At 40.9% G+C, this 14,390-nt stretch carries 14 protein-coding genes; 5 read left to right on the top strand and 9 right to left on the bottom strand.

Features of this window, described 5'->3' with window-relative positions; translation table 11 throughout:
• Nucleotides 1–159: 159 nt before the first annotated feature.
• The 4 genes from ID12_RS19500 to ID12_RS06430 form a co-directional block, all read right to left on the bottom strand.
• The gene (locus ID12_RS19500) at nucleotides 160–315 is read right to left on the bottom strand and encodes a hypothetical protein (protein ID WP_230677034.1); all 156 of its coding nucleotides are present in this window, start codon (nucleotides 313–315) and stop codon (nucleotides 160–162) included.
• Entirely contained in the window at nucleotides 296–469 is a 174-nt protein-coding gene (locus ID12_RS19495; RefSeq protein ID WP_234717169.1) for a hypothetical protein, read from the bottom strand. The genes ID12_RS19500 and ID12_RS19495 overlap by 20 nt, the downstream gene beginning before the upstream one ends.
• A gap of 172 nt (nucleotides 470–641) precedes the next feature.
• Complete coding sequence (locus tag ID12_RS06435; RefSeq protein ID WP_050826896.1) at nucleotides 642–1,823, bottom strand: ABC transporter permease; 1,182 nt, start codon at nucleotides 1,821–1,823, stop codon at nucleotides 642–644.
• Nucleotides 1,823–2,563: an ATP-binding cassette domain-containing protein gene (locus tag ID12_RS06430; protein WP_041508193.1), complete on the bottom strand. Its 741-nt coding sequence runs from the start codon at nucleotides 2,561–2,563 to the stop codon at nucleotides 1,823–1,825. The genes ID12_RS06435 and ID12_RS06430 overlap by 1 nt, the downstream gene beginning before the upstream one ends.
• A 160-nt stretch (nucleotides 2,564–2,723) precedes the next feature.
• Here ID12_RS06430 and ID12_RS06425 point away from each other — a divergent pair, with 160 nt between their 5' ends.
• Nucleotides 2,724–3,425, top strand: coding sequence for a LytR/AlgR family response regulator transcription factor (locus tag ID12_RS06425; RefSeq protein ID WP_017358602.1), 702 nt, complete (start codon nucleotides 2,724–2,726; stop codon nucleotides 3,423–3,425).
• 11 nt (nucleotides 3,426–3,436) lie between these two features.
• Nucleotides 3,437–4,402: a sensor histidine kinase gene (locus ID12_RS06420; protein WP_050826895.1), complete on the top strand. Its 966-nt coding sequence runs from the start codon at nucleotides 3,437–3,439 to the stop codon at nucleotides 4,400–4,402.
• Between the two features lie 35 nt (nucleotides 4,403–4,437).
• Here ID12_RS06420 and ID12_RS06415 read toward each other — a convergent pair whose 3' ends face one another.
• On the bottom strand, nucleotides 4,438–5,367 hold the full coding sequence (locus ID12_RS06415; protein WP_050826894.1) for an aldo/keto reductase: 930 nt from the start codon (nucleotides 5,365–5,367) through the stop codon (nucleotides 4,438–4,440).
• A gap of 466 nt (nucleotides 5,368–5,833) precedes the next feature.
• On the opposite strand from ID12_RS06415, the gene ID12_RS06410 reads away from it, so the two are divergent.
• Nucleotides 5,834–6,874, top strand: coding sequence for a DUF4352 domain-containing protein (locus ID12_RS06410; protein WP_050826893.1), 1,041 nt, complete (start codon nucleotides 5,834–5,836; stop codon nucleotides 6,872–6,874).
• Nucleotides 6,875–6,922: 48 nt separating this feature from the next.
• Here ID12_RS06410 and ID12_RS06405 read toward each other — a convergent pair whose 3' ends face one another.
• The 3 genes from ID12_RS06405 to ID12_RS06395 form a co-directional block, all read right to left on the bottom strand.
• Nucleotides 6,923–8,014, bottom strand: coding sequence for an SEC-C metal-binding domain-containing protein (locus tag ID12_RS06405; RefSeq protein WP_017366546.1), 1,092 nt, complete (start codon nucleotides 8,012–8,014; stop codon nucleotides 6,923–6,925).
• Between the two features lie 193 nt (nucleotides 8,015–8,207).
• Nucleotides 8,208–9,146 carry a response regulator gene (locus ID12_RS06400; protein WP_008342149.1) on the bottom strand — a complete coding sequence of 313 codons (939 nt, stop codon included), beginning with the start codon at nucleotides 9,144–9,146 and terminating at the stop codon, nucleotides 8,208–8,210.
• A 4-nt stretch (nucleotides 9,147–9,150) separates the two neighbouring features.
• Nucleotides 9,151–10,437: an ATP-binding protein gene (locus ID12_RS06395; RefSeq protein WP_050826892.1), complete on the bottom strand. Its 1,287-nt coding sequence runs from the start codon at nucleotides 10,435–10,437 to the stop codon at nucleotides 9,151–9,153.
• Nucleotides 10,438–10,954: 517 nt separating this feature from the next.
• Between ID12_RS06395 and ID12_RS06390 the strand changes: the two genes are divergently transcribed.
• Entirely contained in the window at nucleotides 10,955–11,935 is a 981-nt protein-coding gene (locus ID12_RS06390) for a glutaminase (protein ID WP_008342152.1), read from the top strand.
• 33 nt (nucleotides 11,936–11,968) lie between these two features.
• The gene (locus tag ID12_RS06385; RefSeq protein ID WP_046342539.1) at nucleotides 11,969–13,396 is read left to right on the top strand and encodes an alanine/glycine:cation symporter family protein; all 1,428 of its coding nucleotides are present in this window, start codon (nucleotides 11,969–11,971) and stop codon (nucleotides 13,394–13,396) included.
• Nucleotides 13,397–13,435: 39 nt separating this feature from the next.
• On the opposite strand, the gene ID12_RS06380 is transcribed toward ID12_RS06385, so the two are convergent.
• Nucleotides 13,436–14,296, bottom strand: a complete 861-nt coding sequence (locus ID12_RS06380; RefSeq protein WP_008342154.1) for an alpha/beta fold hydrolase — start codon at nucleotides 14,294–14,296, stop codon at nucleotides 13,436–13,438.
• Between the last annotated feature and the right edge of the window lie 94 nt (nucleotides 14,297–14,390).

The following is a 14,390-nucleotide window of genomic DNA, read 5'->3' as shown; positions in this document are numbered from 1 at the left end:
CAAAATTGTGAGATCTAGTTTTTTTTCTAGTTTTTTATGGGTGATAACGAAAATGATTAGTAGAAAAGCGATGAAACAGGTGATTCCATAACTGAAAGCTGCGGGCAATTTTCGCACCTCCTTATTGTAAGGCGTATACTGACAAAAGGATACAACATACTATGAAGATAAATTCCCCTTTTCAGCATCATATCCTTTTATGATGTCAATCGGATCAACTGCATCATCTTCTTGTATGTATTCCTCTACATAAGGAGTGATTAATTTCTCGAACCTTTGCTCATCGCCTTCATAGTCAGATTGATAAATGTGCAACAGAACTACCTGTTTCTAAAGCTCTATCAATTGCATTTCTCAATTCTATCAGTCCTTTTTTATTCCCTAAAATGAAAGCTTCAAAATGATGTGTTTGCTGAGCATATATATTACATAACCCCAAAACATCATCATCTTCTAATTGATCACTCATATACAAAACCCCTTTTAAGTGAAATGAAGTCAATTTTACACGACTGAGCATTTTTATTCTATCACCTCATTCACATTGTGATCCCTTTTTTATCACTCACTTAAACATACAAAACAAAAAACTTGTAGAAAAAATCTACAAGTTCTTCATTTCTATCAATGAAATGTTCTTTCTATTTCGCAAGCATCCATTTCTCTTTCATAAACAAACTTCTCACGATGACAAACAAGATCATCACTGTCAGCGCCGAGGAGCCGAGCGTCAGGCCAATCGACATTGGGTCAACGATGCCAAACATCAATTGCTTGCATAGTGCGTGAATATTAAGGAATGGGATCGCAAAGTAATACGTATCTAGCTGCATAGCGCCTGCTCTCATGGTGAAAAACATCGGAATCACACCTAGTGTAATGATCATGGACATGTACGATTGTGCTTCTTTCACTGAGCTTGAAACGACACTGAGCAGCAGTTCAATCATGGATACCATGAATGAGAAAATAATTAATGCCGCAAACATAACACCGATGATGCTCCACACTTGATCTCCGAAGTTCAGCGCTTGTTTCAGCTTTTCTGTAAAGAGCAATGTAGAGAGCAGCAGCATACCAATCGCCACAATGCCACTTAATATACCAAACATAGAAACAGCTAGCCATTTTCCAATCAAAAGCTGAAGTCTGCTGGCCGGTGTCAGGAATAAAGCTTCAATTGACTTTCTATCCTTTTCACCTGCTACGATATCAAGAGCAGCTGGCAAAGCACCTGAGATCACGGACGTCACTAAAATCATTGGAAGGAGAATCGACAGCAGCATGGTGGTCACACCGTTTTCTCCGTCCCCGTCCTCTCCTTCTTGCACATCAACCGATTGCACCTCAAATGGATGAATCACTGACGATTTGATCTGATCCTGTGCCAAACGCTTTTCTACGACTTGGTTTTGATACTGTTCAAGCAATGATTGCAGCATTTGAACCGCAATCACGGAATCATCATCTGTTGGATACCCATGGACTTTAATGGCAAACGATGTTTGATGCTGAAGCATATCGCCTGCATCTTTTGGCATTTCTAGATAAGCATTTGCCTCACCGTCTTTAACGGCTTGCTGCGGGTCATCAAAAGTTTCAAGTTTCAGGTTTTTCACTTCTTTGATCATGTCATTCATATCGGACGGAAGCTTTTCATTGATTGCGACTGTATACGTTTTATCGCCTGGATCAGCGATCATGCTTTCATAGAAAAACACGAGTCCGAGCATCGTCAAAAGAGGGATCAACACTGTTAAGAGCAACGTTTTCCTGTCTCTGAGCGAATCTGTCATTTCTTTTAAAAAGACGGTTTTCCACATTATGCATTCCCCCTTGCGAGCTTCGACATAAAGATGTAATTCAAGTCTTCACTTTGTTCCTGTGCATATAATTCTGGAAGCGTTCCTTTGTACACGAGCTCCCCTTGATGTATCATCATGACACTATCACAAAGCAGGCTGACTTCTTCCATGATGTGGCTTGAAAATAGAATCGTTTTATTTTGCTGTTTCAACTGATGAATAAACTCTCTGAAAATATTACTCGATGTGATATCTAAACCTGTTGTCGGTTCGTCAAACAAAATAATGTCAGGGTCATGAATCAATGTTCTGGCAATCGCCACCTTTTGCTTCATCCCTCTTGAAAATCCTTTTACCTTGCGATCCATGTACTGCCTCATCCCGAATCGCTTTGCCAAATCCTCAATTCTTGCTTTGATTTCATGCTGATCTAAGCCATATAATTTCCCAAAGTATTCAAGGTTTTCACGAGCCGTCAAACGGTCATAAAGTCCCGTCTCGCCGCCAAATAAGACCCCAATTCGCTTCTTCACTTCAGTTGCTTCTTTGACTGTATCAAAGCCTGCGACAGTGACTGATCCGTGCGTAGGTTCTAATAATGTGGCAACGGCGCGTAATAATGTGGTTTTCCCCGCTCCATTTTCTCCTAAGATGCCGACGACTTCTCCTTCCTTCACGGAGAATGTCATATGTTTCATCGCCTTTACGACTTTTTTCTTATCTGTAAACCAGCAACTACAATCGCTGAGAGTAATCATTTGGTTCGCCCCTTTCGACTATCTACGTCTATGATAGAAAAAATACCGCCTGACTGACATAAAAATGTCGCGAATCGTCCTTTTTCTGTCTTGAAATGATCCATTTTAAAAAACAAATGGTAAAATAGACAAATAATAAGAAGAGTCATAGGTGATTTTTATGATAAAAGTAGGTCTTGTCGATGATTACCGAGTGGATTTAGAAAAGCTGCATGCCATTGTCGGCAGAATGGATGCCGTTGACATCGTTTTTGTGACGCAGTCAGCGGAGGAGGCATATGAGAAGGTCAAACAGGGAGACATTGATCTATTGTTTGCAGACATTGAGATGCCTGGCATGTCAGGCTATGAATTAGCAGACCTTATTCACTCTCACGCACTGAATGTAGATGTTGTATTTGTGACGGGAAACAGTGGGTATGCTGTCCATGCCTTTGATTTGAATGTCCACGATTATATTATGAAGCCTTATCAAGCTGATCGAATCGCCAAATCCTTAGAGCGCTACATGTCCACCAAGCAGGAGAAAAGCATTCACGGACGGCTTCTCATCAAGCAGCAATCAGATATCCATGTACTGCAAAAAAAGGATGTCATCTTTGTTGAACGTACTGGCAGGTCGACGACCATTGTCACAACAACAGGAGATATTCAAACATACCAAACTCTCAACGAGTTAAAAGGTGATTTAGCTGAGAAAGACTTTATCCGCTCCCACCGCTCGTTTATCATCAATATTCATTACATTAAGAACTTTTCGGCGTATGCCAAAAATTCATTTATCGTGTCTTTTGAAGGGACTGATAAAAAAGCCATGATGACGAAGCAGCAATTAGAATACTTTAAGAAATACTACTTTTAAGGAGAACGAACGTGAACGCTTTCTATCTTGGATTTCGCATATATACGCTCATCTGGCTGGGTCTTGCAGTTCATGCTGCTGCTAAAGCTGTTCTGCCTTTGTCATCAAGCATGGTGTGGCTTCTGACCTTTTGCATCCTGTGCCTTTACACCTTTTTCATTTACAAAAGGTTTTGGCTAGGTATGAGTGGTTACGTGATATTAGGCGCTTTTGTGCTCATCACCTGTTCAGGCATTTCACTTTTTCTCAATCACGGAAATGGACTCAGCCATCTTTTAACTGTCATCATCATTTTGACAGCCGATCTCCTTTCCTTCAAGGTGATGCAAACGGAGCAACGATTAAATGGACGGCTTCAAGAGCTGATCCATGCTGAGTCGAGAACCAATGACTTGCTGCTTGAGCTGCGAAGTAAACACCATGAAACAGCTAGACATTTAAATGCCTTTTCCGCATCGAATGACGAGCATGAGATCAAAGATTTGATTCAGCAATACGTGAAACATTTCCCTTGGATCAAAGGGGAAAATGCTTATTTGGCCTCCACCCTTCATTCCTTTTTCCAGCGGGCTGAAAAAGAGGACATCGCCCTTTCACTAGATCTTCAAGCACCCTTTTCTTCTCTGCCTTTTTCTAAGGCGGATCAGGTGAGTTTTACTGGCAACCTGCTTGATAACGCATTAGATGCCGCCATTGAAGCGAAGCAAGCTGGGAACGAAGGAAGCATCTCGGTCATGACTTCCATACGGAGCGGGCTCTTTTTGATTCATTGTGAAAACAGTACGAAGGGAATGGAAAAACACGTATTAGATCATCTGTTCAAAACGTTTGGCCGCTCGACAAAAGGCGGTGATCATCAAGGTATGGGTACTTATATCATTCATCAGCTTGTTGAAAAGGCAGACGGCACGCTTGATTTTACGTATCGTTCTCCAAACCTGAGGCTCGTGATCAAGATTCCTCTCACAATGGCATAAAAAATAAGGTGCTGCTTGGCACCTTATTTTTTATATTATGAAAAGATCTGATCGATTTCGTTGATTTCTTCTTTTGTTAACTGAACATCGTTTGTTTTCAAGTTTTGTAAGACTTGCTCGGCTCGTTTTGCACCAGGAATTATGGCATCAATGCCCTCCTGCGCCAATAGCCACGCCAGCGCTACATGAGCTGTTTCGGCATGTTTTGATTGCGCAATGGCCTTCAGCTTGTCTACTTTTTCGAGGTTTTGAAGGAAAGCATCGCCTTGGAAAAGCGGGTCCTTTGCTCGAATATCATCAAATGTCGCATCCTTTGTAAACTTCCCGGTCAACAGGCCTGACGCCAATGGAAAATAAGGGATAAAGGAAATCCCATGCTCCACGCAGTATGGGAGAAGGTCTTGCTCGGCCTGACGTTTCAGCAGAGAATACTCTGATTGAAGCACGTCTAGGTATCCATCTCGATTAAAGGTTTGAAGCTGTTCAAAATCAAGGTTTGATGCCCCAATTGCCCGGATTTTCCCCTCATCCTTCAATTCCTTTAAAGTACCGGCCACTTCATCCAGCGGCGTGCGGCCATCTGGGAAATGCATATAGTACAAATCAATATAATCGGTTTGGAGCCTCTTCAGGCTGTCTTCGACTTGCTGTCTTAAGAAATCTCGGCTATTATCCAGTTCAATTTGCCCGTTTACCTCTTTATGAGCCCCTTTTGTCGCAAGAACCAGTTCGTCTCTGCCACCTCTTTTGGCAATGATCTCACCAATCAATTCTTCTGAACGGCCCAGCCCATAAATAAAAGCAGAATCTAAGAAATTGACACCATGATCAAGAGCTGTTTCTACCAGCTCCCGCCCTGCATCTTCACTCAGATTCGGGAATAAATTATGCCCGCCTACTGCATTTGTTCCAAGCCCTATCGGATTCACCTGTAAATCAGTTCGTCCAAGCGTTACTTTTTTCAAAAGCTCATCTCCCTTATCTGCTTAATCATCCTTATTTTCCCATGAATCATTTTCAACATTCAAGTTTTCTGCTCTCTGAAAATCAATCTGGAGGTGGACGCTTTGAAAGAAAAAAGTTTTGCGATGTGAATTCTAACACATCTTTTGAAATGAAAACTACCTCCATTTCAAGAATTTTATACAAAAAACATTTAAAACCCATGATAAATAGATAAATTAATTCTTATTAACTAGTATATTTTACTTATTAAATTCCGTTTTTTATAGGTATTTGTGTAAAAATCTATTAAAGATAGGGACTAAAACCTATTCCTCATCACGAATGAAATTCGATAGAATGAATAGTGCAAATCGTCATTAGGAGATTTTCCCCTTTAACACCCGAATATACCATTCTATCTGTTTCTTTTTTCTTAGTCAGATAGCGGGAAGAAAATGACGAAAGAAAAGCAAAGGAGCATCAACTGTGAATCTTAAAAAAATAAGTGCACTCCTCATGATTTCATTCGTGATGATCATCTCTGCAGCCTGCCAGAGCTCAGCAAAATCAACAAAGGCTGACCAAAAATCAACAAAAACAGCAGAGGTAAAAGTGAATAGCTACGAATATACGTTACCAGAAGACTCAACAACTACCCTGCGGGACAATGAATTGGTGTTAAAAGTCAACCTGACGATCACGAACAAAGGTGACAAAGCCCTTTCATTATATAACTCTGATTTCACCCTTTATCAGGACGATGCCAAAGTCTCTGATTTAAAATTCTACGGCAGTAAAGACCGCCTTGATCTTGGGTCATTGAACAAAGGGAAATCACTATCAGGAGCTCTTTATTTCCTAGTAGATAAAGGCAAAAAATATCAGTTCGTGTACCAAGATAGCATCAAGAAAAACAGCGATTCGATCGAAATTGAACTAGATGGCGAAAAGATACTGGATACAGCGAAAAAGCTAGATAACCCAGCAAAAGCACTATCTGCTTATACAGATATCATTGTTTTTGACAAAAAGAATGATCAATTCTCAGAATTAACAGGTGACAATCAATCAGATGTCGTTAATAAATATCACGAAATGTTTGTGAAAGACTTCAAGAGAAGTGCAGGCATATACGGAAACGAAGTCAGTGACCGCGATATTTTATCCATGTACAAACGCATGCAACATACAATGAAGGATAAAGCGAAAGTGGAAACAAGTGTGAAAACCATCTCAGATGACGAAGCGAAGGTTGTCGCTCAAGTAACCGGTATTGATGCTTCTAACTTAAAAGACAAACTAGACAAACAAAGAGATGAGTTTTACAACGGCAAAATCCGTTCGAAAGAAGAATTGTATAAGAAAAGCTTGAATATGTACGCATCTGAGTTTGAAAAGCTTCCTCCAGTCTCAAGCCCTGCTGAGTATGAAGTGAAAATGAAACGTAACGGAGATGGTCAGTGGAAAATTGACCTCAATGATTATAATACAGAGCAATACATGAGTGGTTTTATTAAAACAAGATGATGAAAAAAAGACGCTGGCTCCTTGAAAGGTGCCGCGTCTTTTTTCATGCTATGATACAGTCGTCTCTTGCTCTTCTTTGACCGCTTTTTCAATGTCTTTAAATCGGCTCGATACAGTGGACGCACTAATGCCATACTTTTTAGCAACTTGTGCTTGAGAAAGCGGGGCATCGCTTGCAAGTGAATGAATATAATATTCGATTCCCGCAGCAAATGACGCCGCTTTACGGATCACAGGTGCTTTCTGATCACAGTAAGCTTTCCAAACCGTTAAAGCGCCATCTGTCAGGCTTTGGTCACCGTGCTCTTTCATCCCGTCTTCAATTAGCTTGGCTGTTTCCAGCTGAACGTCACTAGCCCATTCCATACGATCTGCTGATAGTCCTACTGTATTTCCTTCTGTTTGAGCAGGCGCTTCTGTTTCTTCAACTTCTTGCTTCGCAAACATACACTTCAGCACTTCAGGGAAGGCTTCTCTCATAAATGTACTACGTGCTCCTCCGTTTGCCTCATGTGCTTCAACGAGCTGGCGAACCTGAAGAAGAAGCGTATCAGTAAACTCTTTCGCGAACATCGTATATTGAATGAAAAACTCTGCTTTTTCTTCAAACTGAACAGGGAAACCAAGAACAAGGCTGCCTTTCTCTGGCAGCACGGTTTGATCCGGCTTCACATCAACTTCAACCTTCTCAGCTGTCACCATATTCTCAAAGTAAAGAGACTCGTCCGTTTTTTCATTTAATAAAAGCAAAGATGGCTCCATGTCTGTCCAAGATTCCACCACTTGTCTTGTTTTAGGACGGGTAATATCTTCTGCTTTTTTTGTCAGGAATTCTTGGAAGATGGTCTCTTTCTTATCTGTTAATGGGCGGAAGAAAATGCCCCATACACTCAAATGAAAGACTGAGATTTGTTGCGTTTCTTTATCCATATCTGCTAGGAAAGAAAACTCATTAATGAATTGATTGATCGCTCTCTGATGCTTAGAGAACGCATAATTCATTAAATCCTTTTGAACTTGTACAGCTTCCTTAAACACAAGCTCAGACGTTTGTTCTCCGCCTGACTTTTGACCACAGCAATGTTTATATTTTTTTCCGCTTCCGCATGGGCAGAGCGCATTTCGTTTAATTTTTCCCAAAATAAAACCTCCGACATTCTAGTCTAACCTCACTATTTTAACAAACGATTGCACAGGAGAGTTTTATTTTCAAGAAAAAAGAAAAATCAGAATGATCAGATAAATAACAAAGACGTCTAAAAGAGCAAGGCGACTCATAGTCAAAAGCACTCTGTCTCTGTTTATTTTCTCCAATCATTCCAATAGATTTCCCTCAGCTCATCCCTTCGAATAGCTGCTTTGCTTCAAAATAAAAGATTTGCACGAACTTTTTCGTATTGACTCTGCCTGTTGACCCTGCGGATGAAGAAGTCTTCTGCATTTCTTTCATTCTTTGGCTGACATCAGTGAAATCAAAAAACTTCGACGCATAGTGCTCAAATTTAGGGTTTGAAAAATCTGTAAGCCCTAGTGATGCGAAATGATTTAAGGAATGATGGATGGCTCGTCTAATTCGCTGCTCTGCTGCTTTCACTTCCCGCATCACTTCCACATCCGACGCACCACGACCAAGCTTTCGTTCCGCCGTTTTGATAAATAGCTGCTTTAATGGCGGAAAATTCACCTCATGAGAATTGGCTGTCTGCGTTTCATGTAAGTAGATCAATATCTCTAGTAAATCCTTAGAGCCACTCTCTCCGACAATTCCTAATTCAGATAGGAGGAATTCTCCTGCCTCTTTCATCGTTCTTCGCTTTGATCCAGTACCTGTCTCATGAGAAATCACTGGCTCTAATGGCAGCACATGTCGAAGAGAAGCTTGAATATCGTAAATTGATTTTTCCAGCTTGATCCGCTCCATGACCTTTCGAATGACACTGACAATTTCAATTCGATTGACAGGTTTATGAATATAATATTCAATTCCAAGTTCATAGGCTTCTGCCATCATCTCTTTTGCTTCTACTTGAGATATCATGATGACCTTGCCTTTGAATTCAGGGTGAATATGACGTATGGTTTGAATGCCGTCTCTAGCTGGCATTAAAAGATCAATCAGAAGGATGTCTACTTTTTTCAGGTTCAATGAATGCGCCTCTAATCCAACACCATCATCAGCCTCATCCACGACCTCTCCCAAATCCTCATCCTCGATGATCTGACCTAAAATCGAGCGTATTGCACGATCATCATCTGCAATGAAAAATCGCATACACTCACCCTCTCTGTATTAAATTTTTTATCGGAAGGACAAGCTGAAAAGCTGTTCCTTTCGTTTCTTTTTGCTCAATCTGGATTTGACCGTCCAGCTCTTGAACCAGCTCTCTCACATAGGATAAGCCAATCCCAGTTGACGGTGTTCCATATGCATCAAATTTTGAGGTATATCCAGGATCAAATACAATCTCTCTCAATTTCTCAGGAATACCCGGTCCATCATCCTCAACCCGAACCTCTATTTTATCATGACTGCCTTTCAATACGAGTGAGATGGCTCCATCATCCTTGATTGCTTCAACTGCATTTGCCATTAAATTATTAATCAGCGATAAAAAAATGAACACATGATACTCATGCAAGTGAATGCCTTTTATATCAGATGTAAAGGAAATGTTCTTCCCGAGAGATAGCGCATATTTCTCTTGAATGCGAATCACGATTTGAACAAGATCCTCTGCCCTCATATAATCTTGCATATTTTCCTTTGAAATCAGCTTTGAAAGCCCGGCGTAAATACGCTGATTGTCCTTTTTGACTTCATGTATTTCCCCTGCAAGCTTCAGCAGCTCCTGACTCACTTTCCTTCCCGCCTCATGTTCATTCAGCAGACGATAGAGCCGATAGGATTCTTGCGTTATGTGCTCTGTATGATTTAACGTTTTCTTTAAATGAACTGTTTCCTCATATAGATTTGAAATGACCATCATCATATGCTCATTTTGCTTCATGATTTGTTTCTCTCTTGATTGTGCCTCATACAGTCTCATCATATTAAAAAAGCTGATGACCACGAAGCTGTGAGCAAATGCAATGAGGATCATATCACTCAGCTTTGAGAAAGTCATGGTTGTATCAAACACTAAAAATTGTACAAACAGCTCAACAAAATCAGCAAGCAGTTCAATCATCAGTCCGATCAGCCCAATAAAAATGGAACGCTGCTTAAAACGTCCTGTACGGACAACAAAGAAAACAAAAGCATAAGTAAAGTAAAAAAAGAAGCTTGGAAACTGCTGATAAAATGACAGAGCCAGATCAGCTTTTTGCTGAATAAGATCTAAACCTACCCGAAATAGGACAATGGCTGCGCCTGTTAAAAACCCTGGCAGCAATGGTCTTGATTTTCTTAAAAGTAATAAGCAAAAGAAAAACGCAGGTGCCCCAAAACTAATGCGAAATGTTTCATTCACAGGATAAAACTTCAGCTCTCCCGCAAGCGGCACAATGACGATCATAAAAATCAAAATAAATGCGTCTTTTTTGACAAGCTGGTTTAAACTCAAATGACTGACATCCCTTCCCCTGTTTACATAGCCACAGTATACAAGGAGACTCTTTGCTTCACAATGAGCAAAAAAATTATTTTCACGGCTTCTTCTCTCTTCAAAATCATTTTTTATGACTATTCTCCGAGAAGGCATGGTGACCTTTCAGCTATTCTACGATTTGGAGATTGTCTACAATAATGGGAATTGTTTAGACAATTGCATACGGACTGATTTTTATTTGTAAGTTTTTCTGTAGATTTTCGTCAGATTGTGTAGTTTCCAAGATAAATTGAATGAACAATTTTAGTGAAACTATATGTAAGCGTTTTCTGAATTTTCACTAAAAACCCTTTTTGTTGTTTCGCCGCCAAAGCCTTCATTTGAACATATATTTAGGTGTAAAGGAGTGGTACAAGCAGCGCATGACAAGTTCTTTGAAGATGTGTAACATGTTTTCGTGCCTATTTGATCGCATTTTTTGTCATCCGCCAATTCAATAGGGTACTTTTTGATTTTTGATTGGAGGAATCGTATGAAAACAGCAATTTCTAATAATACACAACACGCATGCCAGTCTTCTGTTGATCAATGGGCAGAAGAAATACGTCCGTATTACAAAAACGGGCAGAACGCTGGCTACATTCCAGCACTCGGAAAAGTAAATTCCTCTCAACTTGGTATCAGCGTGATAGGCCCAGATGGATCATCTGTACGTTATGGTGATTGGGACGTTCCCTTTACCCTGCAAAGTATCTCAAAAGTCATCAGCTTTATAGCTGCCTGTTTAGGAAGAGGCGTTCCGTACGTCTTGGATCGGGTAGATGTAGAGCCAACTGGTGATGCATTTAATTCCATCTACCGCCTTGAGATGCATAAACCAGGGAAGCCCTTTAATCCAATGATTAATGCTGGAGCTATTACCGTATCCTCCATCCTTCCTGGAAAGACTTCTACAGAAAAGCTAGCATATATTTTCGATTTAATCGAAAACTTAATAGGTAAGCGTCCTTCTGTTAATGAAGAAGTTTATCAATCAGAATGGGCAACTGCACACCGCAACCGGGCACTTGCTTATTATTTAAAAGAAACCAATTACTTAGAATCAGATGTCGAGGACACGTTAGAAGTGTATTTAAAGCAATGTTCCATTGAGGTCACAACAGAGGACATCGCCTTGATTGGACTGATTATTTCAAGTGATGGCTACCATCCCTTTAAACAAGTCCAAGTCATTCCAAAAGATATCGCAAGACTAACAAAGGCATTGATGCTGACATGCGGCATGTACAATGCGTCTGGTAATTTTGCTGCTTTCGTAGGCGTTCCAGCTAAAAGTGGTGTGTCTGGAGGAATCATGGCTTGCGTTCCGCCAAGCGCAAGAAGAGAATTCCCATTTCAGACAGGCTGCGGTATCGGCATTTATGGTCCTGCCATTGACGATTGTGGAAATAGTATTACCGGTGTCATGATGCTGAAGAAACTCGCGAAAGAGTGGGATCTCAGTATTTTTTAAAAAGAACAGTGATGAAATCGAAGAGGTGATGTTATGAACGAAAAAGCTTTGCTATCTTATTTAACAACTACAAATGATTTTATTTGGACTTATCTTGTCATTGCTCTGTTACTTGGAGTAGGGGTCTACTTCACATATAGATCACGCTTCTTGCAAGTCAGAATGCTGAAAGAAATGCTGCGTGTTCTAAAAGAAGGAAGAAAAGAAAAAGAGGGAATCTCACCGTTCCAAGCATTTGCCATCAGTATGGCAGCACGTGTAGGAACAGGGAATATCACAGGGATTGCTATCGCTATTGCGATCGGTGGACCTGGCGCAATCTTCTGGATGTGGATCGTAGCGATTATCGGTTCTGCTTCGAGCTTTGTTGAAAGTACACTAGCTCAGGTGTATAAAGTAAAAGATAAAACAGGATTCCGCGGTGGACCTGCTTATTATATGGAAAAAGGGTTAAACAAGCGCTGGATGGGAATTTTATTTGCCATCCTGATCACGATCTCTTTTGGGATTGTCTTTAACGCCGTGCAATCAAATACAATCACCGTCGCTTTTCAAAACTCTTTTGGTCTAGATCGCTTAACTGTCGGAATCGTTATGGCTGTTATTTTTGCAGCGATTATTTTCAAAGGGATCAAAGCGATTGCAAAAGCATCTGAATATATTGTCGTGGTTCTTGCCGTTGCTTACATCGGGATTGCTTTCTTTGTGATTGTCACAAATATTACTGAACTGCCAGGTGTCATCAGTACGATTGTGAAGCACGCTTTCGGATTTGAACAGTTTGCCGGCGGTACACTAGGTGGAGCATTGTTACAAGGGATTAAACGCGGTCTCTTCTCAAACGAAGCCGGTATGGGTAGCGCCCCTAACGCAGCAGCAACTGCTGTCACGAGCCACCCAGTCAAACAAGGGTTAATCCAAGCATTTGGTGTGTTAACAGATACGTTAATTATATGTACAAGCACAGCCTTTCTTGTCCTGTTCTCTGATGCGTATAAAACAACCAATCTGCAAGGAATTGAGCTAACTCAGGCTTCATTAAGTCAGCACATTGGGCCTTGGGCTTCTGGATTCCTAGCGATCATGATTTTCTTATTCGCTTTTAGTACGTTAATCGGTAACTATTACTATGGTGAAACGAACATTGAATTCTTGGGAGCGAATAAAATTTGGCTCAACATCTATCGTGTGGCTGTCATTGGCATGGTTCTATTCGGAGCCATTGCCACTGTTCCTCTCGTTTGGGGTCTGGCCGACTTATTCATGGGTCTCATGGTCATCGTCAACCTCATTGCCATTACCATGCTGTCTAAAGTCGCCTTTGCAGCACTGAAGGATTACATGCGACAGAAAAAAGAAGGCAAAGATCCTGTTTTCTATAAAAACGCCGTTCCGAACAATGAACAGATTGAATGCTGGGACGACGAACCTGTTTCCTTGAAAAAGAATCAAATCGGATAAAACAAATAAGCTCTGGTCATATGATCAGAGCTTATTTCTTTATGTTAAAAATTCGAGTATGAGCTTATTCACGACATCTGGCTTTTCATGATTGATCCAATGAGTGGCATCATCGACAAAAATCAGCTGTCCATTTGGGCAAATTTTGATCGTTTCTTTTGCGAGCTTTCTGCTTAGAAACTTGTCCTCCATTCCCCAGATCATGCGGACAGGCACGAGAATTCGTTTGGAAATCGGTTTTTCAAAGCCGCCTTTTTTAATACCTCGATACCAATTCAACATGGACGTAATGGCTCCCGGCTGCGTCCATGCCAGCTTATAGCTTGAGACATCTTCCTTCGTGAACAGATGAGGTCTAGCAGACAGTCCAATGGCTTCATCCAGTCTTTGAAAGTGATTTTCTTGAAGGGCTGCCTCTGGTACATTTGGAAGCTGAAAGAACGCGATATAAGAGCTCTTCTTCCACTGCGGCGGATAAAACGGAAGGACCTTCATCATCACACGAGGATGCGGCATGTTGACGATGATTAATTTTTCTACATATTGAGAACGGGTTGAAGCAAGATGCCAAGCAACAGCTCCACCCCAATCATGTCCGCCGACAATGGCCTTTTGATTTGGGCTCAGTGCCTTAATTAATCCCACGATATCATCTCTTAATTTGTCTAAGACGTATGATTCGACTCCTTCTGGTTTGTCACTCAGATGGTATCCCCTTTGATCAGGAACAACGACACGATACCCTGCCTCAGCCAGGGGGCGGATTTGATTTTTCCAACCATACCAAAACTCAGGAAATCCATGCAGCAGAACCAGCAGTGGGCCATCTTCAGGACCAGCCATTGCTGTATGGAGCTTTATGCCGTTTGTTTGAATATATTGAAACTCAACTTGATCCATTCCTTTTCCACCCTTTCCCCATGTCTTATCATTCTTCCAACATAGCATATTTTCCATTTTTCAGAAAATAAAAACACTCACAAAAAAACCTTTA

The organism is Bacillus altitudinis (assembly GCF_001191605.1).
Lineage (GTDB): Bacteria > Bacillota > Bacilli > Bacillales > Bacillaceae > Bacillus > Bacillus altitudinis.
The sequence above is the reverse complement of the archived record's forward strand: the minus strand, read 5'-3'. Positions and strand labels throughout refer to the sequence as shown.